Origin of the sequence: Luteibacter sp. E-22 (assembly GCF_049913125.1) — a bacterium.
Lineage (GTDB): Bacteria > Pseudomonadota > Gammaproteobacteria > Xanthomonadales > Rhodanobacteraceae > Luteibacter.
In genome coordinates this window covers 3,848,581-3,867,113 of sequence record NZ_CP183975.1, presented here as the reverse complement: position 1 = coordinate 3,867,113, position 18,533 = coordinate 3,848,581, and the positions used below count along the sequence as shown (strand labels likewise).

Sequence of the window (18,533 nt, the reverse complement as noted above, 5' to 3'; positions counted from 1 at the left end):
TGTCGTGGGTGGCCGACAGCCTTCCGCCGCCGGCGATCCCGCCATCCCGCTTCCCGTCCCTCGCCATTCATGCCGCGCGGGTAGGCGCGGTGAGCAGGGAGTCACCCCGTGTCATTTCGTTCCTCCAGCCTCGCGGTCGTCATCGCGCTGGCCTTCCTCACGCCGGCCGTGGCGTTCGCCGATGCGTCCACCGACCTGGATCAGGTCATCGTCACCGCCAGCCGCACCGATCAGACCCTCAATCAGGTGCTCGCCGCCTCCACGGTGATCGACCGGGCCGAGATCGAGCGGTTGCAACCGCGATCGCTGGCCGACCTGTTGCGCGGCACGCCGGGCGTCTCGATCGCCAACAACGGTGGTGCGGGCAAGGCCACCTCGGTATTCCTGCGCGGTACCGAGGCCGACCACGTGCTCGTCCTGGTGGACGGCGTGAAGATCGGCTCGGCCACCTCCGGCACCGCGGCGTTGCAGGATATTCCCGTCGACCAGATCGAGCGCATCGAGATCGTGCGTGGCCCGTATTCGAGCCTGTATGGTTCCGACGCCTTGGGTGGCGTCATCCAGATCTTCACCCGCCATCCCGAGGGCGGCTTCGTTCCCCATTTCTCCGTGGGCGTGGGCAGCTACGACACGCTGCGCGGCTCGGCGGGCTTCGCCGGTCGGGGCGCCCGGGGCTGGTATGCGGTGGAGGCGAGCCACGACCAGACCGATGGCATCAACGCCTGCCGGGGCAAGCCCAGCCCGGGCGGTGGCGGCTGCTTCACCTATGAACCGGACAAGGACGGCTACCGCAACAACGCGCTGTCGTTGAAGGGCGGCTGGCGATTCGACGAGCAATGGGACGCGGACGCCAGCGCCACGCGCACGGAGGGACGCAACCACTACGATGGCACGAGCAGCAACTTCGCCGAATCCGCCACCCAGGTCGTGGGTGGTCGCGTGCGCTACAAGCCGTCGCAGGACATGCTCTTCACGGCCAACCTGGGTCGTAGTGAAGACCTCTCCACCGATTACGAGAACGGCGTCTACGCCGATACGTTCAACACGCATCGCGACGTCGCCTCGGTGCAGGCCGATCTTGGCCGCGTGGGTGGCGCTGCCGGCCTCACCACGCTCGGTTTCGACTGGCAACGCGATCGCGTCGTCGGCAATACCGACTATCTCGTGGATGCGCGGCGCAACCACGCGCTGTTCGCGCAGTGGCAGCAGGAGTTCGGTGCCAACTCGGTACAGGCTAGCCTGCGTCGCGACGAGAACAGCCAGTTCGGCGGGAAAACCACCGGCAGCCTGCAATATGGCTACGCGCTGACGAAGACCCTGCGTGTCACGGGCAGCTATGGCACCGCGTTCAAGGCGCCGACGTTCAACGATCTCTACTATCCCGACTACGGTAACCCCGACCTCGGCCCCGAGACCTCCCGGAACTGGGAGTTGGGCGTGCGTGGCACGCCTGGCTGGGGCAACTGGTCGATCAACGCCTTCCAGAACAAGATCGACCACCTGATCGTGTTCGATTCCAGCCTGAGCGGACCGCTGTTTCCCTTCGGCGGGGCGAACAACATCGATCGTTCGCGCATTCGCGGCGTCGAACTGGCGGCGGACACCACCCTCGGGGACTGGCGCCTGGCCGGCAACGCGACATGGTTGCAGCCGGAAGACGATAGCGACGATGCCTCCCGCGGCAACCTGCTGCCGCGCCGCGCGCGCCGCACCGCGCATGTCGATGTCGATCGCAGCTTCGGCGCGTTCAGTGCCGGTGCGAGCGTGTTCGCCTCCGGTTATCGCTACGACGACACCGCCAATGCCCATCGCCTCGGCGGCTACGCGTTGACCGACCTGCGCATGGCGTACGCCTTCGACGTGGCATGGAAGGTCGAGCTTTCCGCCAACAACATCTTCGATCGCCATTACGAGACGGCCCGCTATTTCAACCAGCCGGGTCGCAACTGGATGCTCACGCTGCGCTACCAGCCCCGTTCATGATCGTGCATACATCGAGGTACTTCTGATGAAACCGCTTTCGCGCCCCTTGTTCGCCGCCCTCGCCGCGTTGTTCGCCTTGCTCATGATCGGCACGCGCTTCTCCCATTTCGGCGATGCCCTGCACCTGCCCGACGCCTCGATGGCGCTGTTCTTCCTGGGTGGTCTCTACCTGCGCAAGCACCTGGCCTTTCTCGGCTTAGTCGTTCTTTCGGTGCTGATCGACTGGTACTCGGTGAGCTATGCGGGGGTGAGCGACTTCTGCATCACCGTGGCTTACTCATTCCTGCCGCTGGCCTATGCGGTGCTGTGGTACGCGGGGCGTCTCGTGGCGCCGCGCTTCGACGGATCGCTGGCTTCGCACGCGATCGTCTTCGCGGGCATCGTGGTCAGCGCCACGGTCTCCTATGCGATCTCCAACGGCGCGTTCTACTGGCTGGGTGGCCGCTATACCGAACCGAACATGGTCCAGTACGTGCAGCGTTTCGCCCAATGGGCGCCGTTGTTCGTTCGTGCCGCCGCCGGTTACGTGCTCGCGGCCCAGCTGGTCCAGGCCCTGGTGTTCCGCTTCGCGCCTCGCGCGGGCGGCGGCAAGACGGCCAGCGCATGAACGACGCGGTGCCCTGGCAGGACATGGACGAGGATGCGCGCCATCGGGACCGGATGCGCCGCAAGAAGGAACTGGTCGACCGGCGCATCGCCAAGGCGACGATCGACCGCGGCGTGCTGGTGGTGAACACCGGCAACGGCAAGGGCAAGAGTTCGTCGGGCTTCGGTATGCTGGCGCGGTCGCTCGGCCACGGGTTCCGCTGTGGCGTCGTGCAGTTCATCAAGGGAAGTTTCTCCACCGGCGAGGAGGCGTTTTTCCGCATGTTCGAGGACGGCCCGCTGGACTACCACGTGATGGGCGAGGGCTACACCTGGGAGACCCAGGACAAGGCGCGCGATGTCGCCGCGGCGATGGCGGCATGGGAGGTGGCGGAGAGCATGCTTCGCGACCCCGCCTACGACTTCGTGTTGCTCGACGAGCTCAATATCGCCCTGGTGAAGCGCTACGTGCCGCTCGACCGCGTGCTGGACGCGCTGCGCCTGCGGCCCGAACGGCAGCATGTCGTCGTCACCGGCCGTGGTGCGCCGGATGAACTCGTCGCCGCCGCCGATACCGTCACGGAGATGCGCGTGGTCAAGCACGCTTACCAGGCAGGCATCCGCGCGCAGAAGGGCGTCGAGCTGTGAGCCGCGCCTGTCCCGCGCTACTGGTTTCAGCGCCTGCGTCGGGGCAGGGCAAGACCAGTGTCACCGCCGCGTTCGCCCGCGCCCACGTGCGGCAGGGACGCCGCGTGCGCGTGTTCAAGACCGGGCCGGATTTCCTCGATCCGATGATCCTGGAGCGTGCGAGCGGAGCGCCCGTATACCAGCTCGATCCCTGGATGGGTGGGGACGACGACGTTCGCGCACGGCTTCATGCCGCCGCGGTCGACGCGGACCTGATCCTGGTCGAGGGCGTGATGGGCCTGTTCGACGGTGCGCCATCGAGCGCGGACCTGGCCATGGCTTTCGGGTTGCCGGTGATGGCGGTGATCGACGGCAGCGCCATGGCGCAGACCTTCGGCGCGCTGGCACATGGGCTGGCGAGCTATCGTCCCGGCTTGCGCGTGCAAGGCGTTCTCGCCAATCGCGTGGGTGGCGCGTATCACGCGGGATTGTTGCGCGACAGCCTGCCCCCGGACATGGCGTGGTACGGCGCATTGCCGCGCGACGCGGCCATGGCCTTGCCGGAACGGCATCTGGGTCTCGTCGCGGCGGCGGAACTGGCCGATCTCGACGCGCGCCTGGATGCGCTGGCGGATGCGTTGCTGGCACAAGGGCCGATGGATCTGCCGCCTCCGGTCGCCTTCGATGAGCCACGGGTGACCGTCCTTTCCGTACGCCTGGACGGCGTACGCATCGCCATCGCACGCGACACTGCATTCGCCTTTCTCTATCCCGCCAACCTCGATGTGCTCCGTGACGCGGGTGCGGATCTGTCGTTCTTCTCGCCCGTGGCAGGCGATTCGCTGCCCGATTGCGATGCGGTCTGGCTGCCCGGCGGCTATCCCGAACTGCATATCGACGCACTCGCCGCACACGATGACCTGCGTCGCGATCTGCATGCGCACGTCGATGCGGGCCGTCCGCTGCTCGCCGAGTGCGGTGGGTTGCTCTATGCGCTGGACCGCCTTGCCGACCGCGATGGTCATGAAGGTGCGATGGTGGGTTTGTTGCCCGGCCACGCGGCGATTCAGCCCCGGCTGGCGGCGCTGGGCATGCAAGCCATCGAACTACCGGAGGGAAGCCTGCGCGGCCACTCGTTCCACTATGCGCAGGCGACGGTGGAAGCGACATCGCTGGCCGTGGTAAGCAATCCCCATGGCGGCCCCACGGCGGAGAAGGTCTATCGCCGCGAGCGCATGACGGCGAGCTTCGTGCACTTCTATTTTCCGTCGAATCCCGACGCGGCGTGCCGGCTCTTCCTGCGATGACTATCGTGCTGGCGATGCTGCTGGCCTTGGCGCTGGATGCCGTCTTCGGCGAGCCACGCCGTTTCCATCCGCTGGTCGGCTTCGGTGCGCTGGCCAACGCGGTGGAGCGCCAGCTATATGTGGATCGGCGCGTGTCGGGCATCGCCGCGTGGACGCTCGCCGTGTTCCTGCCGGTGGCATCGTTTTGTGGACTGCGTGCCGTGTCGCAGCCGGTCGTGGTCTTTGCCATGGAGGTGCTCGTGCTGTACTTCGCCCTGGGACGACAAAGCCTTGCTGAACACGCGCGGCCGGTGGCTGCCGCCTTGCGCGATGGCGACCTGCCACGGGCGCGTGCCGCCGTAGGCCGCATGGTGAGCCGCGACACGGACGCATTGGATGCCACGCATGTCGCCGCGGCCGGCACGGAATCGGTGTTGGAGAATGGACACGATGCCGTGTTCGGCACGCTGTTCTGGTTCGTCGTGCTCGGTGCACCCGGCGCCTTGTTGTTCCGCCTGGCCAATACGCTGGACGCCATGTGGGGTTACCGGACCGTTCGGTATGAACGCTTCGGCTGGGCGGCGGCGCGAGCCGACGACGTGCTCGGTTACGTGCCGGCCCGGCTCACCGCGCTCGGCTATGCCGCCATGGGCGATGCCGTCACGGCCCTCCGTTGCTGGCGCACGCAAGCCCCGTCATGGGACAGCCCCAATGCGGGGCCGGTGATGGCGTCCGGCGCGGGTGCGTTGCGCGTGCGTCTGGGTGGTCCGGCTCCTTATCACGGCCGCTGGGAGGACCGGCCCGTGCTTGGCGAGGGCGAGCCGCCCGACGCATCCTCGATAGTTCGCGCGTTGCGTCTGGTCGATCGCGCGGTCGTCGCCTGGCTGGCCGTCGTATTGTTGGCGGGAGTGGTGGCGCATGCTTGAACACGGAGGACGCCTCGCACGCGCCGCTCGCGAGTTCGGCATACCGCGCGAAGCCTGGCTCGATCTGTCGACGGGGGTGAGCCCTCGTGGGTGGCCGGTCCCTCTCGTCCCGGCCGATGCGTGGCGGTGTCTTCCCGAGGATGACGATGGTCTTCTGGATGCCGCGCGCGCCTATTACGGTGCCCGACACCTGTTGCCCGTCGCAGGATCGCAAGCCGCCATTGCCGCGCTGCCGCGTTTGCGCGCGCGTTCGCGGGTAGGCGTGATCGCACCCGGTTATTCGGAGCACGCGCACGCGTGGCGGCAGGCGGGCCACGATGTCGTGGCACTGCCACTTCCGGAGCTGCTCGCTCGCGCTCCGGAATTCGACGTCGTCATCGTGATCCGTCCGAACAATCCCACGGGCGCCTGCATCGATCGCGAGGCCTTGCTGGCCTTGCAGGCCACTCGTGTGGAAGCCGTTCTTGTGGGAGCCGCTTCAGCGGCGATCCCGCGGCAGCGGGCCAGGTCGAGTCGAGCACCCATCGCCGCTGAAGCGGCTCCCACAACAGCAGGTTCCGCAGCAGGTTATGCGATAGATCCCGCAACAGGCCCCGCGGGGGCAGGGCTGACAGCAGCTTCTGAACGAGTGCGCGGTAACGAACCGTGGCTTGTCGTGGACGAGGCTTTCATCGACACGCGGCCGGACGAAAGCCTGGTGCCGTATGCGCGTGATGGCATCATCGTGCTTCGCTCCGTCGGCAAGTTCTTCGGGCTGGCTGGCGCACGCGCGGGTTTCGTCGCCGCCTGGCCGGGCTTGCTCGACGCATTGGCGGAAGTGCTCGGCCCGTGGACGCTGACCGGGCCGACTCGGCACGTGGTGACACGGGCGCTGATGGACCATGCGTGGCAGGCCTCCGCGCGCGAGTGGTTGCACGAGACATCCGCACGCCTGCGCGGCCTGCTGACGACGCACGGCCTGCGACCATCCGGTGGCTGTGAATTCTTCCAGTACTGCGAGCGCGTGGACGCACAGGTCTTGTCCAGGGCCTTGGCGCGACACGCCATCCTCGTCCGCTGCTTCGAAACACCGCAGGCCCTTCGTTTCGGCTTGCCCACGGATGATGCCGCCTTCGCGCGGCTGGATCGTGTACTCGCGGAGGTCATGCGATGAGCGCCCGTGTACTCATGGTGCAGGGTTGCACGTCCGACGCGGGCAAGAGCACCCTCGTCGCCGCGCTGTGCCGTTGGTTGTACCGCCGCGGCGTTGCCGTCGCGCCGTTCAAGCCACAGAACATGGCGCTCAACTCCGCCGTGACGGTGGACGGCGGCGAGATAGGCCGTGCGCAGGCCGTGCAGGCGCAGGCGGCGGGGGTGCCTCCGCATACCGATTTCAATCCGGTGCTATTGAAGCCGAACAGCGATACCGGTGCCCAGGTGATCGTGCACGGACATGCCATCGGCAACATGGATGCCGTCGGCTATCACGCCTATAAACACGTGGCGATGGCGGCCGTGCTCGCCTCGCATGCGCGTCTGGCGGGGCAGTACGACGCGTTGGTGGTCGAGGGCGCGGGCAGTCCGGCCGAGATCAACCTGCGCGACCGCGACATCGCGAACATGGGCTACGCCGAAGCCGTGGATTGTCCCGTCATGCTTGTCGCCGATATCGATCGCGGCGGCGTTTTCGCGCATCTCGTCGGCACGTTGGCCTTGCTCTCCGAGAGCGAGCGCGCACGCGTCGTGGGCTTCGTCATCAACCGGTTCCGTGGTGACGGCGCCTTGCTGCAGCCGGGGTTGGACTGGCTGGAGCGCGAAACCGGAAAACCGGTGCTCGGCGTGTTGCCCTACCTGCATGGCCTGGTCCTGGAAGCCGAGGATGCCCTGCCGCGACATCGCGACGAACGTCCACGGTCCGCCTTGCGCGTCGCGGTGCCCGCGCTGCCACGGATCAGCAACCATACCGATCTCGACGCGCTGCGCTTGCACCCGGAGGTGGACTGCCTCTTCGTCGGTCCAGGCGACGTGTTCCCGCCTTGCGACCTGATCGTGCTGCCCGGCTCGAAATCCACGCGTGCCGACCTCGCCTGGTTGCGCGCACAGGGGTGGGACAAGACGATCCTTCGTCATGTGCGTTATGGCGGCCGGGTGATCGGCATCTGCGGCGGCATGCAGATGCTTGGCCGGGCCGTGCACGACCCCTCTGGCATCGAGGGGCAGGAAGGGTCCAGCGAAGGCCTCGGGTTACTGGACCTGGAAACCACGCTGGCGCCGACGAAGCAGTTACGCAACGTGCGGGGCAGGTTGGCGGGGAGCCACGCCGCCGTGAGCGGCTACGAGATTCACTGCGGCGTGAGCGAAGGCCCGGCCACCGCCGACCCGGCCGTCTGGCTGGAGGACGGTCGTGGCGACGGTGCGCGCTCGGACGACGGACGGGTGATCGGCACCTATCTGCACGGCATCTTCGATCATCCCGAAGCGCTGGGCGCGTGGCTCGGCGACGCAGGGTTGCACGCCGCCATGCGTTTCGACATCCAGGCACAGCGCGAAGCGACACTGGAGCGGCTGGCCGACACGGTCGACGCGCATATGGATGTCGCTACGCTGGAACGGATATTCGGAGTGCGCCGATGCTGAGCCTTGTCCTTGGTGGCGCGCGCTCGGGCAAGAGCGCGCTAGCGGAGCGCCTTGCCCATGAAAGTGGCCGTGAGGTCGTCTACGTTGCGACCGCGCAGGCGCTCGACGGCGAGATGGCCGACCGCATCGCGCATCACCGTGCGCGGCGACCGGCTGGCTGGGTATTGGTCGAAGAGCCGCTGGCGTTGGCTGCCGTGCTTCACCAGCATGCGCGGGCGGACCGCTTCCTGCTCGTGGATTGCCTGACGCTGTGGCTGTCGAACCTGCTCGGCATCGACGAGGGCGCCCACTTCGCGTCACAGCGGAATGTCCTGCTCGATGGCGTATGCGATTTGCCTGGCGACATCGTCTTTGTCAGCAACGAAGTCGGCCTTGGCATCACGCCGCTGGGCGAACTCACGCGCCGCTTCGTCGACGAAGCGGGGCGGCTCCACCAGGCCCTGGCGCAACGCTGCGATCGTGTCGTATTCGTGGCCGCCGGCCTGCCCCTGACCCTCAAAGGAACACCGCCATGATCGACTGGCTCGCGGCACCCGCCCGCGTTCCGGACGCCGCCGCCGCCCACGCCGCGGCCGCGCGACAGGACACGCTTACCAAGCCCCCGGGCTCGCTGGGCCGGCTCGAGACACTCGCCGTGCAACTGGCCGGCCTGCAAGGACGTGAGCGACCTTCCGCCGCCAGGGTCTGGATCGCGGTGTTCGCCGCCGATCATGGCGTCGCGGCGGAAGGCGTGTCCGCCTTCCCGCAGGCGGTGACGGGCGAGATGTTGCGCAATTTCGCCGGTGGCGGTGCGGCCATCGCCGTGCTGGCGCGTGAACTCGGCGCCACACTCGAGGTGGTTAACCTGGGCACGGTGAACGATCCGGGCGATGTTCCCGGCGTTCAGCGTCGCGTGATCGCTTCGTCGAGCGCGAACTTCTGCGACGGCCCGGCGATGACGGATGCCCAACTGGACGCCGCTCTGGCAGCGGGTGCGGCGAGCGTGTCAGACGCCATGCACGCGGGAATGGACGTCTATATCGGTGGTGACATGGGTATCGGCAACACCACGGTCGCCAGCGCCCTGGCCTGTGCCTTGCTCGGCGCGGACCCGGCGGCACTTGCGGGCGCGGGGACCGGACTGGATGCCGAAGGCATCGTGCGAAAACAGCGCGTGATCGCGCGTGCCCTGGCCATGCATGCGGAAGCGGACACGGCGCGCGAACGTTTGCGTCGCCTGGGCGGCTTCGAGATCGCGGCGTTGGCAGGTGCCTTCATCGCCGCCGCGCAGCATGGCCTGCCGGTGCTCGTCGACGGTTTCATCACCAGCGTGGCGGCACTCGCCGCGGTCACCCTGCGTCCGGATGCGAAACCTTGGCTGATCTTCTCGCACCGCTCGCAGGAGCGTGGCCATGCGCGCGTGCTCGCGGCCTTGGAAGCCGAGCCCTTGCTCGACCTGCGTCTGCGCCTGGGCGAAGCGAGTGGCGCGGCCATCGCGGTGCCGCTGCTGCGCATGGCCTGCGCACTGCATGGGTCCATGGCGACCTTCGCAGAGGCTGGGGTGTCCGAAGCATGAGCATCGACCTGCTTCGCCACGGTGACACGGGCCAGCGCAGCTATCGCGGGCAACTGGACGATCCGCTCAGCGAGCCAGGCTGGCGACAATTGCGCGAGGCCGTCGAAGGCCGTGAGTGGGATCGCGTGGTGTCGTCGTCGATGACGCGTTGCGCCGCGTTCGCGGCGGAGTTCGCGCAACGGCGCGGATTGCCTCTGCGCATCGACGCGCGCCTGGCCGAATACCATTTCGGCGACTGGCAGGGCGTACCGATCGAGACGATCGCGGCGAGCGACAGTGCGGGCCTGGAGCGTTTCTGGGCCGATCCCGTCGCGTATCCGCCGCCGGGGGCGGAACGCTTCGACGCGTTCCACGCGCGCTTGTCCTCGGCACTGGACGATGTCGCGGCGGAGGCGGTCGATGCACGTGTCCTCGTCGTCACCCATGGCGGTGCGATCCGGCTGTTGCGTTGTGTCGCGGAAGGTCGAGGCTTCGGCGACATGGCCGGTATCGATGTACCGCATGCGTCGCTGCACGCCTTGCACTGGAGCCGGTGATGCGTGGGTTGGCGGTCGCTTTCGCCTTCCTGACGCGCCTCCCGGTGCCGCGGGTGAATTTCGGGACCGGCGCGCAGGCGGCATCGCTGAAATGGTATCCGCTGGTGGGACTGGTGATCGGCTGCCTGCTGGTCGCGATGGCGCACCTGCTGCATGCGTTTCCCGTGCTGCCTGCGGCGGCGATCGTCCTCGTCGTATGGGTGGCGTTGACCGGTGCCTTGCACCTGGACGGACTCGCCGACAGCGCCGACGCGTGGATCGGCGGCATGGGCGATCGCGAGCGGACGCTGGCGATCATGAAGGACCCTCGCAGCGGCCCGGCCGGCGTGATCTCGCTGGTGCTCGTGTTGCTGTTGAAGTTCTCGGCGCTGGCGACGCTCGGCGGCACATGGTGGCTGGTGTTGCCACCGCTGCTGGGGCGCGCCGCGATCGTCTCGTGGTTCCTCACCACGAGTTACGTGCGCTGGCAGGGCCTTGGCGAGCCATTGCGCGGTGCACCGGCCGTCGGTTGCCGCGTGGCGCTGCTGCTTGCCGTGGGGTGGGCCGCGTGTTTCGGATACGCCGGCTTGCTGGCGCTCGGTGCCGCCGCCGTCGCCGGCTGGTTATGGCGGCGCGCCTGCATCCGCCGCCTCGGCGGCTTCACCGGCGATACCGCCGGTGCACTTGTAGAGCTGGTCGAAGCGGCGACGCTGGTCGCACTCGTGGCGATCCACGGCTGAACATCGATACCCCGGATAGCCACAGTCCGGGAAGCCATACTCCCAGCCTGGGGCTCCCACCTCTTAGGGGGGGAGCCCCGGGAAAACCCTTCGCTCAGCCGCCTACTTCACGCATCCATGCTTCCATCCCGCCTTCGACGTTGAAGATGCGGGTGAAGCCGTGGGCGGCGAAACGCTCGGCAGCGGCGCGGCTGGACATGCCGACGTTGCAGATGAAGGCGATCGGCGTGTCCTTCGGCAACTGGCCGAGGCCTTCGTAGCCTTCATCTTCCAGGATGCGTGCGCCGTCGATCGGGGCGACCATCGCGCGGCTCTGGGCCGGGCGGACGTCGATGAGGACCACGTCGCCCGCATCGAGCTTGCCCTTGAGTTCCTGCACGCTTATCGAGCCGATCTCGACCGCGCCTGGGAATTTCAGGCTCAGGCCTTCGCCCTGCACCGTGGACACCCAGTCGATCACGATGCCCTTCGCGCGCGCGGCGCTGCCGGGATCGAAATGCACTTCGATGCCGTTGGCGAGGATGACGATGTCGTGGTCGCCGGCCGGTGCCAGCTGGAACCCGGCGCTGTGGTCAGGACCGATCTCCAGGTGCAGTGCCATGCCCTGGGCATTGGCCATGCCACCGCGGATGGCCTCGGCGGCTTTCTCGGTGATGGTGATTTCCGGCGGGGTGCGGTCCGGGGCGTCGACGCCGAACATGGTGTAGAGCTCGCCGCTGGTGTAGAGCTGGCGGATGATGTCCGAGCCGCCGACGAGCTCGCCCTTCACGTAGAGCTGCGGAATGGTGGGCCACTGGCCGTATTCCTTGATGCCTTCGCGGATCTCCGGGTCCTGCAGCACGTCGACCGTGTGGTAGGCGGGAATCACGTCGTTGAGGGTGTTGATCGCCGCCGCGGAGAAACCGCACATCGGCTGCTGGCGCGAGCCCTTCATGAACAGCACGACGTCGTGCTGGCCGAGAAGGGTTTCGATGCGCTCGCGGGTGGGGGTATCGAGGGCCATGGGGTCACCGCGGAAAAGGAAGGGAGCCATTTTACCGGCATCCACCGCACATGGGCCCTATCCGGTCCGTTTCAACCCGCTATCGACACTCCGGTGCCGCGCAGGGTGGAGAGATCCGCCCGGCAGTCGGCCAGCGGGGCGAACCCGAGCACCGCTTCTGGCGATGGCAGCACGGTCTCGCGGCTGGCCCGGCCCAGCGGGGTCACCCGCTCCGTCCAGTGAATCAGCTCCATGGCGCCGGTGGCATCCTCGACCAGGGCGGTGCAGTGCTCCACCCAGTCGCCGTCGTTCAGGTAGAGAATGCCGTCGATCGGACGGACGTGGCCGAAATGGATGTGTCCGCAGATGTGGCCATCGAGGCCGCGCTCACGGGCGTCGCGGGCCACGCGCTGCTCGTAGCCACGGATGTACTCGAGCGCCGCGCCGACGTGCGACTTCAGGATGATCGACAGGGGCAGGTAGGGCAGTTCCAGGCGCAGGCGCACCGCGTGCACGCGGCGGTTGGCCCAGCAGATGAAGCGATGCAGGGTGTCGCCCAGCCAGGCGATCCAGCGGCGGCCGACGTGCTCGGGATCGAATTCGTCGCCGTGGCTGACCCGGTAGCGGCGGCCGTCGGCACCTTCGTGGATGGCATCCAGTTCCACGCGGATGCCGGCGATGCTCGATCCGGCCAGGCCGCGCATCTGGAAGTCGTGGTTGCCGGGAATGTAGATCACCTCGACGCCACGCGCGGCGATGGCGACCAGTTCGGCGATCACGGCGCTATGGTCCGGATGCCACCAATGGCGCTTCGCCAGCGCTTCCAGGTCGACGATGTCGCCGACGAGGTAGAGCCGCTCGCACTCCAGGTGGCGAAGGAAGTCGAGTAGATAAGCCGCCTTGCAGTCGGGGGTGCCGAGGTGCACGTCGGAGATGAAGGCGCTGCGGCAGGTGAGCTTCGCCATGGCATCGGTTCCCGGGGTTGTCCCGGGTGCCCAGTCTCGGGCTCGGAAGTAACGGGTGCGTGGCGGAGGTGTTGCAGGGGTGTTGCGGCCGTGCCGGTGCTTCGCACCGGATCGCCGATGAATCGGCTCCCACAGGAGCATCGCCGGCAAGGTCGGCTCCCACCCTGCCGGGTCTGACAGTCAAGGCACATGGACATTCAAGGCTCTGGTGGGAGCCGACCCTGTCGGCGATGGGATCTACCGATGGTTTCAAGCCCTATGGGAGCCGGACTTTAACGACGCTCCTAGGGGAGCCTGGGATCTGCCGATGCTCCTGTGGGAGCCGATTCATCGGCGATCAGCGGTGAACTTCACGCAACACGGCTTGAGCCTCGGGAAGTATCCGCTTCACCCACTCCGCATATTGCGCCGCCGACGGATGCAGCCCGTCGTCCACCAGCATGCCGGGCTTCGCCCCCGCTTCGCGCGAAGCGGGCGTCACGTCCACCCAACGCGAATTCATCCGCAGCGTTTCATCGCGCGCGATGGCGTTGAACGCATCGATGTCGCGGCCGATCGCCGCGCGGTCGCGCCCTTCCGCGAAGGCGGTCACGCCCCAGTCGGGAATCGACACGACGACGACGCGGCGGGCATCGCCGGATAATTCCGCCGCCCGTCGAAGCAGGGCGAGGAATTGCTCGCCGTATTCCGTCGTGGTTCGTCCGCGGTACTGGTTGTTCACCCCGATCAGCAGGGTGACGAACGCATAGCCGGGTTGCAGCGCCGCCGCGTCCATCGCCGCGGAGAGTTCATCCGTCGTCCAGCCCGTGGTGGCGACGATGCGCGGCGCACCCACGGCGATCCCGTTTTCACGCAGCCGCACGGTGAGTTGCACCGGCCAGCGGCCTTCCTCGGGAACACCTTCGCCGATCGTGTACGAATCGCCCAGGGCGAGAAACGCAGGATCTGTCATCGATCAGGCGACCGCGCTGGCGGCGGGAATCGCCTCGTCGGCCATGCGTGCGAGTACGCGGTCCATGCGGACGAAGACCTCGGCCAGCTGTTCCGGTGGCGGCAGCAAGGTGAGGCGCAGGTGGCGGCTCGCGGACAGGTTGAAACTGGTGCCCGGCACGACGAGCACGTTCTCGTCTTCGAGCAGGCGCAGGGCGAAGGCGGTGTCGTCGAAATGCGCGATGGCGTCGGCACGGATCTGGGGGAAGGCGTAGATCGCGCCGCCCGGTGCCACCGTCTCGAGGAACGGGCTGGCGGCGACGCTTTCGAGCACGATGCGGCGGGCCTCGTGGAGGCGGCCGCCCGGTGCGGTCAGTGCGCCGATGGTCGGCTTGTCGAGCAGGGCCGGGCGTACGGCCCACTGTGCCGTCACGTTCGCGCACAGGCGCAGCGCGGCGAGCAACTGCAGGGCGTCGCGATAGTCCGCGGTGCGACGCGGGTCGCCCGACAGGCTCATCCAGCCCACCCGGTAACCGCAGGCGCGATGGACCTTGGACAGCCCGCCGAAGCTCACGCACGGATGGTCGCCGGCGACGGCCGCCAGGGGTTGGAACGGTGTGCCGTCGTAGAGGATCTCGTCGTAGATTTCGTCGCACAGCAGGAGCAGGTCGTGCCGACGGGCGACCTCGACGATGCGTTCCAGCAGCGCCTTCGGATAGACCGCGCCGGTGGGATTGTTCGGATTGATCAGCACCAGCGCGCGCGTGCGCGGCCCGACCAGTGCATCGATCTCATCGGGATCGGGCAGATGGCCGTTTTCGGCAAGGCAGCGGTAATAGCGGGGGCTGCCGTCGTTGAGGATCGTCGCGGCACTCCACAGCGGATAGTCCGGACTGGGCAGGAGGACCTCGTCGCCGGGCTGGAGCAGGGCGCGCAGCGAGATGTCGATCAGCTCGCTCACGCCGTTGCCGATGAAGACGTGCTCGACATCGACACCGGTCGCGCCGCGGCTCCTTTGCTGGGCGACGATCGCCTCGCGGGCTTCTTCCAGGCCTTGTTCGTGGCCGTAGGCCTCGCTGTCCACCAGATGCGCGCCGATGGCTTCGCGCAGGTGCGGCGGGGTCGTGAACCCGTAGCGACCGGGGTTGCCGATGTTGAGCTTGATGATCGGCTGGCCCGCCGCTTCCATCTCGCGCGCACGCCGGGTGAGGGCGCCGCGGATTTCATAGCGCACTTCCGCCAGGTGCGCGCTGGGCTTGATCGAGGACACGTCGGGACTTCCATTGCGTACCTGCCGGGCCCTTCCCGGCGGTCGTGTCACGATCCTAACAGCGTCTTTACGGCGTCGCGAGGCGGAAAACGGGCCGCGAGCGGGCATAATCCCGCCCATGACCGATTCCTCGGACCTGGCGCGCCTGCGCCACATCGGCTGGCGCGACCCCGCCTTGCCCGACGACCCACGCCGCCTCGCGCGCGTGGTGGCACAGCATCGCGCGGGCTACGAGGTGCACGACGGCTCCGTGGCGTTCAACGCGCAGCCGGCGGGGCCTTTCCTCAAGCGAGGGATCGACCCCTCGCTGCGGCCCGCGGTGGGCGACTTCGTCTTCCTCGACCATGCCAGCCATCCGGTGATCGAAGCGGTGCTGCCACGGCGTTCGGTGCTCACCCGTGCCGCCGCCGGCGAACGTTACGAACGGCAGATCATCGCCACCAACATCGACTATGTGCTGGTGTTGACCGGGTTGGATGGCGACTTCAATCCCTCGCGGATCGAGCGCTACCTTACCCTGGTGGAAGGCTCCGGTGCCCATCCCGTGGTACTGCTGAGCAAGGCCGACACGGGCGTGGACGTGGCCGCGGCCATCGCCGCGCTGGAGACCCGCCTGCCCGCCGATGCCGCCGTTCACGCGATCAATGCCAAGGACCCGGCCACGGTAGGCCTGCTGGCGGCGTACCTCGGTCCCGGCATGAGCGCGGTCCTGGTCGGTTCGTCGGGCGCGGGCAAGTCGACGCTCACCAACACCTTGCTGGGTGAGGAACGCATGGCCACCGGCGCGGTGCGCACGAACGACAGCCGTGGGCGGCACACCACCACGCATCGCGCCCTGTTGAGCCTGCCGACCGGCGGTTGCCTGATCGACACCCCTGGCATGCGCGAACTCAAGCTCACCGGCGAGGAAAACCTCGACCTGTTCGCCGATATCGAGACGCTCGCCGCGCAATGCCGTTTCGCCGATTGCAGTCATGGCAACGAGCCGGGCTGTGCGATCCAGGCGGCACTCGCCTCGGGCGAATTGTCGCCGCAACGCTGGCGCAACTACCTCAAGCTGCATGACGAACGGGAGGAGCAGGCCGCCACGCTGGAAGCTCGCCTGAAGCGCAAGGCGGCCCCGAAGACCAGCGGCAAACCACGCCGCGGCGACTGGTCCCGCAGCGAGGATTGATACCGCCGGCTGATGTGGGAGCCGACCTTGTCGGCGATCCCGCGGCAGCGCGCCAGCTTGCGGCAAGCACCACATCACCCTACACATATCACGCCCGCAACCGACATACACCGCGCGCCCCGGTAACTAACTTGCTTGTCCCTATCGGCATGCAAGGAGGCCATCATGGCCACGGTATCGTGCGGGCGCGGCGCGTTCGCCATGGCCCTCGTCGGCGCGCTCGCCTCGCCTGCGCAATCCACGGAGTGGAAGGCCGGCATCGTCGTCGACCGCGGTGAAGCCGCGCAGTTGGACCCTGGCGACATCATCCATGTCTCCGGAGACATGGCCATCGGTATCCGCGTGGCCTCGCGTGCCACCTTCGACGCGGAAGCGCTGACCATCATCCACGATGGCGCGTCGGTCCCCACCGGCCATGCGTTCGGCATCCTCGCCATCGATGGTGCCGAAGTATCGCTGGCCAACAGCCGAATCCAATTGAACGGACGCCGCACGATCGGAGTGCAGGCGCAACGCCACGCCACGATCGAGCTGGATCATTCCGGCGTCGAGGTGTCCAGCGGCGCGGGAGACAAGTCCATCGCGCTGGCACTCGCCGGCGGCACGGCGTGGCTCCATGGGTCCTCGATCGATGGAGGACGTGGCCACGCCATCGCCACGCATTTCCCCGGTGGCGGAACCGCACGGGTGCAGTTGGAGGACTCCACGATCCGCGGCCGTATCGGCAGTGGCGAGGTAGGTCTCGGCATCACATCCGTCGCCGGCCGTATCGACGGCGACATCATGCGCGAGGGCACGGGCGCGCTCGACCTGCGAATGCTGCGCAGCGCATGGCGAGGCAAGGCGGGGCGGCTTTCGAGCGTCGCTCTCGAAGACAGCACCTGGATCGTGGGCGGGGACAGTGCCGTCGACGCACTGCGGTTGTCCCGCGGCGGTACGGTCGCGTTCGACCGGACCCGGCCGGGCTTCACGACGCTCCGGGTCGGCACGTGGACGGCCGATGCGGGTGCCGTCGGCATCATGCTCGGCACCCGGCTCGATGCCGGCGGATCGTTGCGCCGGCAGGCGACCGACCGACTGCTCGTCAGCGGCGACGCATCGGGCAACACCGTGGTGCACGTGATCCATGCCGGCGGCAAGGGGGCGGCGACCGCGGGACGCGATGGGGGCAACGGCTCCGACGATGGCATCAGTCTCGTGCAGGTCGGCGGCAGGGCAAGCGCCGGGTCCTTCCAGTTGGCGGGAGACCACGTGGCGGTCGGGCCATGGAGTTACGCCTTGCAGGCCTATGAGCCGGGCGGGAGCGACGCCCGCCAGCGTTTGGTCGAGGGCGAGGGCGGCGGATTCTGGGATTTCCGCCTGCAAAGCAGGAAGGTCGAAGGTCCCGCGCAGGGGCGCGAGGGACGAAGCCGCTCGACGGCACCCGCCATGCGTCCCGCGCTTGCCCCCCAAGCCCCCGCTTACCTGGTGTTGAACCATGCGTTGTTCGGTTACGGCGCGGCGGCGCTCGATGCGCTCCATCCGCACGAACGGGACGTCGCCCGCGATCCGGCGTGGCGCGTACGCGCGTTCGGTGGCGACATGGCCTATCGCAGTACCTTGCCATTCACCTCCTATGGCGTGGACTACCGACGCCGCGACCGCGGCGTGCAGGTCGCCGGCGATTTTCTCGTCCATGCCGATGGCGATACGACGTGGCGCGTGGGAGGGGCGGCTTCGCTCGGCGGCAGTCTCGTGTCGCCCCGAATCGTCGATGGACGAAGCGAAGCCCGCGTTGGCGCTCGCGGCGTGGCACTGCATGCGCAGCTGGCGACGGAAGGTGGCTGGCAGGTGGCGGCCAGCTACGCCATGACGCATTACCGGATCGGCGTGCACACACCCACGCGGGGTGAGGTGCTGGGGCGACTGCGGGCCAATGGCGACGACAAGGCGCTTTCCGCAGGGTATCGCTGGCAGGTCACGGATCGGTTGGCCATCGAACCGGGCTCGTCCCTGCTCTGGCAGCGGCTCCGTTTCAGCCGCGCGGTCGATGGCGACGGGCTCGACGTGCTCGGCGGCATGCCACGGCGCGTGATGCTGCGGAGTGGGGCAAGGGCGTCGCTGGTGCTCGCGCCCAAAGGCGGCGTGCTGCATGCGTGGACGCCTTACCTGGAGCTTCGGCATGCGCTCATCCGTCCTTCGGGCGGATCGACCGACCTGTCCGGTGAACGGTTTCCCATGGAACGGGCGACGCGTGCGGCCGAATTGTCGATCGGTGCGACCTTTCATCTGTGGTCGCGCATGACGGCCCATGTCGACGCGGTCCGGCGCGTTCGCATCGGGCAGGGTGGTGAGGCCGGGATCACCGCACGCGCCGGAGTAGCCCTCGCGTTCTAGGAA

General features: G+C 67.9%; 17 protein-coding genes. 13 read left to right on the top strand and 4 right to left on the bottom strand.

Features of this window, described 5'->3' with window-relative positions; translation table 11 throughout:
* Positions 1–108 precede the first annotated feature (108 nt).
* From btuB to ACN9M2_RS17225, 11 genes are read left to right on the top strand one after another with little or no spacing between them, the layout of a single operon-like run.
* Positions 109–1,983 carry a TonB-dependent vitamin B12 receptor gene (btuB, locus tag ACN9M2_RS17275; RefSeq protein ID WP_426285853.1) on the top strand — a complete coding sequence of 625 codons (1,875 nt, stop codon included), beginning with the start codon at positions 109–111 and terminating at the stop codon, positions 1,981–1,983.
* Between the two features lie 25 nt (positions 1,984–2,008).
* Positions 2,009–2,590 (top strand): hypothetical protein, encoded by a 582-nt coding sequence (locus ACN9M2_RS17270; protein WP_426285852.1) that lies wholly within the window; start codon positions 2,009–2,011, stop codon positions 2,588–2,590.
* A 23-nt stretch (positions 2,591–2,613) separates the two neighbouring features.
* A complete protein-coding gene (gene cobO, locus ACN9M2_RS17265; RefSeq protein WP_426287945.1) occupies positions 2,614–3,216 on the top strand; it encodes a cob(I)yrinic acid a,c-diamide adenosyltransferase in 603 nt (200 codons plus the stop codon).
* On the top strand, positions 3,213–4,502 hold the full coding sequence (locus tag ACN9M2_RS17260) for a cobyrinate a,c-diamide synthase (RefSeq protein WP_426285851.1): 1,290 nt from the start codon (positions 3,213–3,215) through the stop codon (positions 4,500–4,502). Before cobO ends, ACN9M2_RS17260 begins: the two co-directional genes overlap by 4 nt.
* Positions 4,499–5,407 (top strand): adenosylcobinamide-phosphate synthase CbiB, encoded by a 909-nt coding sequence (gene cbiB, locus ACN9M2_RS17255; protein WP_426285850.1) that lies wholly within the window; start codon positions 4,499–4,501, stop codon positions 5,405–5,407. The genes ACN9M2_RS17260 and cbiB overlap by 4 nt, the downstream gene beginning before the upstream one ends.
* A complete protein-coding gene (locus ACN9M2_RS17250; RefSeq protein WP_426285849.1) occupies positions 5,400–6,560 on the top strand; it encodes a threonine-phosphate decarboxylase in 1,161 nt (386 codons plus the stop codon). The genes cbiB and ACN9M2_RS17250 overlap by 8 nt, the downstream gene beginning before the upstream one ends.
* Positions 6,557–8,023: a cobyric acid synthase gene (locus ACN9M2_RS17245; protein WP_426285848.1), complete on the top strand. Its 1,467-nt coding sequence runs from the start codon at positions 6,557–6,559 to the stop codon at positions 8,021–8,023. The genes ACN9M2_RS17250 and ACN9M2_RS17245 overlap by 4 nt, the downstream gene beginning before the upstream one ends.
* Positions 8,017–8,538, top strand: coding sequence for a bifunctional adenosylcobinamide kinase/adenosylcobinamide-phosphate guanylyltransferase (gene cobU, locus ACN9M2_RS17240; protein ID WP_426285847.1), 522 nt, complete (start codon positions 8,017–8,019; stop codon positions 8,536–8,538). Before ACN9M2_RS17245 ends, cobU begins: the two co-directional genes overlap by 7 nt.
* The gene (gene cobT, locus ACN9M2_RS17235; protein WP_426285846.1) at positions 8,535–9,578 is read left to right on the top strand and encodes a nicotinate-nucleotide--dimethylbenzimidazole phosphoribosyltransferase; all 1,044 of its coding nucleotides are present in this window, start codon (positions 8,535–8,537) and stop codon (positions 9,576–9,578) included. The genes cobU and cobT overlap by 4 nt, the downstream gene beginning before the upstream one ends.
* Entirely contained in the window at positions 9,575–10,114 is a 540-nt protein-coding gene (locus ACN9M2_RS17230) for a histidine phosphatase family protein (protein ID WP_426285845.1), read from the top strand. Before cobT ends, ACN9M2_RS17230 begins: the two co-directional genes overlap by 4 nt.
* Positions 10,111–10,833: an adenosylcobinamide-GDP ribazoletransferase gene (locus ACN9M2_RS17225; protein WP_426285844.1), complete on the top strand. Its 723-nt coding sequence runs from the start codon at positions 10,111–10,113 to the stop codon at positions 10,831–10,833. Before ACN9M2_RS17230 ends, ACN9M2_RS17225 begins: the two co-directional genes overlap by 4 nt.
* A gap of 94 nt (positions 10,834–10,927) precedes the next feature.
* On the opposite strand, the gene grxD is transcribed toward ACN9M2_RS17225, so the two are convergent.
* From grxD to ACN9M2_RS17205, 4 genes are all read right to left on the bottom strand, one after another.
* Positions 10,928–11,836 (bottom strand): Grx4 family monothiol glutaredoxin, encoded by a 909-nt coding sequence (gene grxD, locus ACN9M2_RS17220; RefSeq protein WP_426285843.1) that lies wholly within the window; start codon positions 11,834–11,836, stop codon positions 10,928–10,930.
* A 71-nt stretch (positions 11,837–11,907) separates the two neighbouring features.
* Positions 11,908–12,780 (bottom strand): UDP-2,3-diacylglucosamine diphosphatase, encoded by an 873-nt coding sequence (locus tag ACN9M2_RS17215; protein WP_426285842.1) that lies wholly within the window; start codon positions 12,778–12,780, stop codon positions 11,908–11,910.
* 337 nt (positions 12,781–13,117) lie between these two features.
* A complete protein-coding gene (locus tag ACN9M2_RS17210; RefSeq protein WP_426285841.1) occupies positions 13,118–13,732 on the bottom strand; it encodes an SGNH/GDSL hydrolase family protein in 615 nt (204 codons plus the stop codon).
* A 3-nt stretch (positions 13,733–13,735) separates the two neighbouring features.
* Positions 13,736–14,980 carry an aminotransferase class I/II-fold pyridoxal phosphate-dependent enzyme gene (locus ACN9M2_RS17205; RefSeq protein ID WP_426285840.1) on the bottom strand — a complete coding sequence of 415 codons (1,245 nt, stop codon included), beginning with the start codon at positions 14,978–14,980 and terminating at the stop codon, positions 13,736–13,738.
* A gap of 118 nt (positions 14,981–15,098) precedes the next feature.
* Here ACN9M2_RS17205 and rsgA point away from each other — a divergent pair, with 118 nt between their 5' ends.
* Together rsgA and ACN9M2_RS17195 are read left to right on the top strand one after the other, a co-directional pair.
* On the top strand, positions 15,099–16,154 hold the full coding sequence (rsgA, locus tag ACN9M2_RS17200; protein ID WP_426285839.1) for a ribosome small subunit-dependent GTPase A: 1,056 nt from the start codon (positions 15,099–15,101) through the stop codon (positions 16,152–16,154).
* Between the two features lie 165 nt (positions 16,155–16,319).
* Positions 16,320–18,530: an autotransporter outer membrane beta-barrel domain-containing protein gene (locus tag ACN9M2_RS17195; protein WP_426285838.1), complete on the top strand. Its 2,211-nt coding sequence runs from the start codon at positions 16,320–16,322 to the stop codon at positions 18,528–18,530.
* Positions 18,531–18,533: the final 3 nt, after the last annotated feature.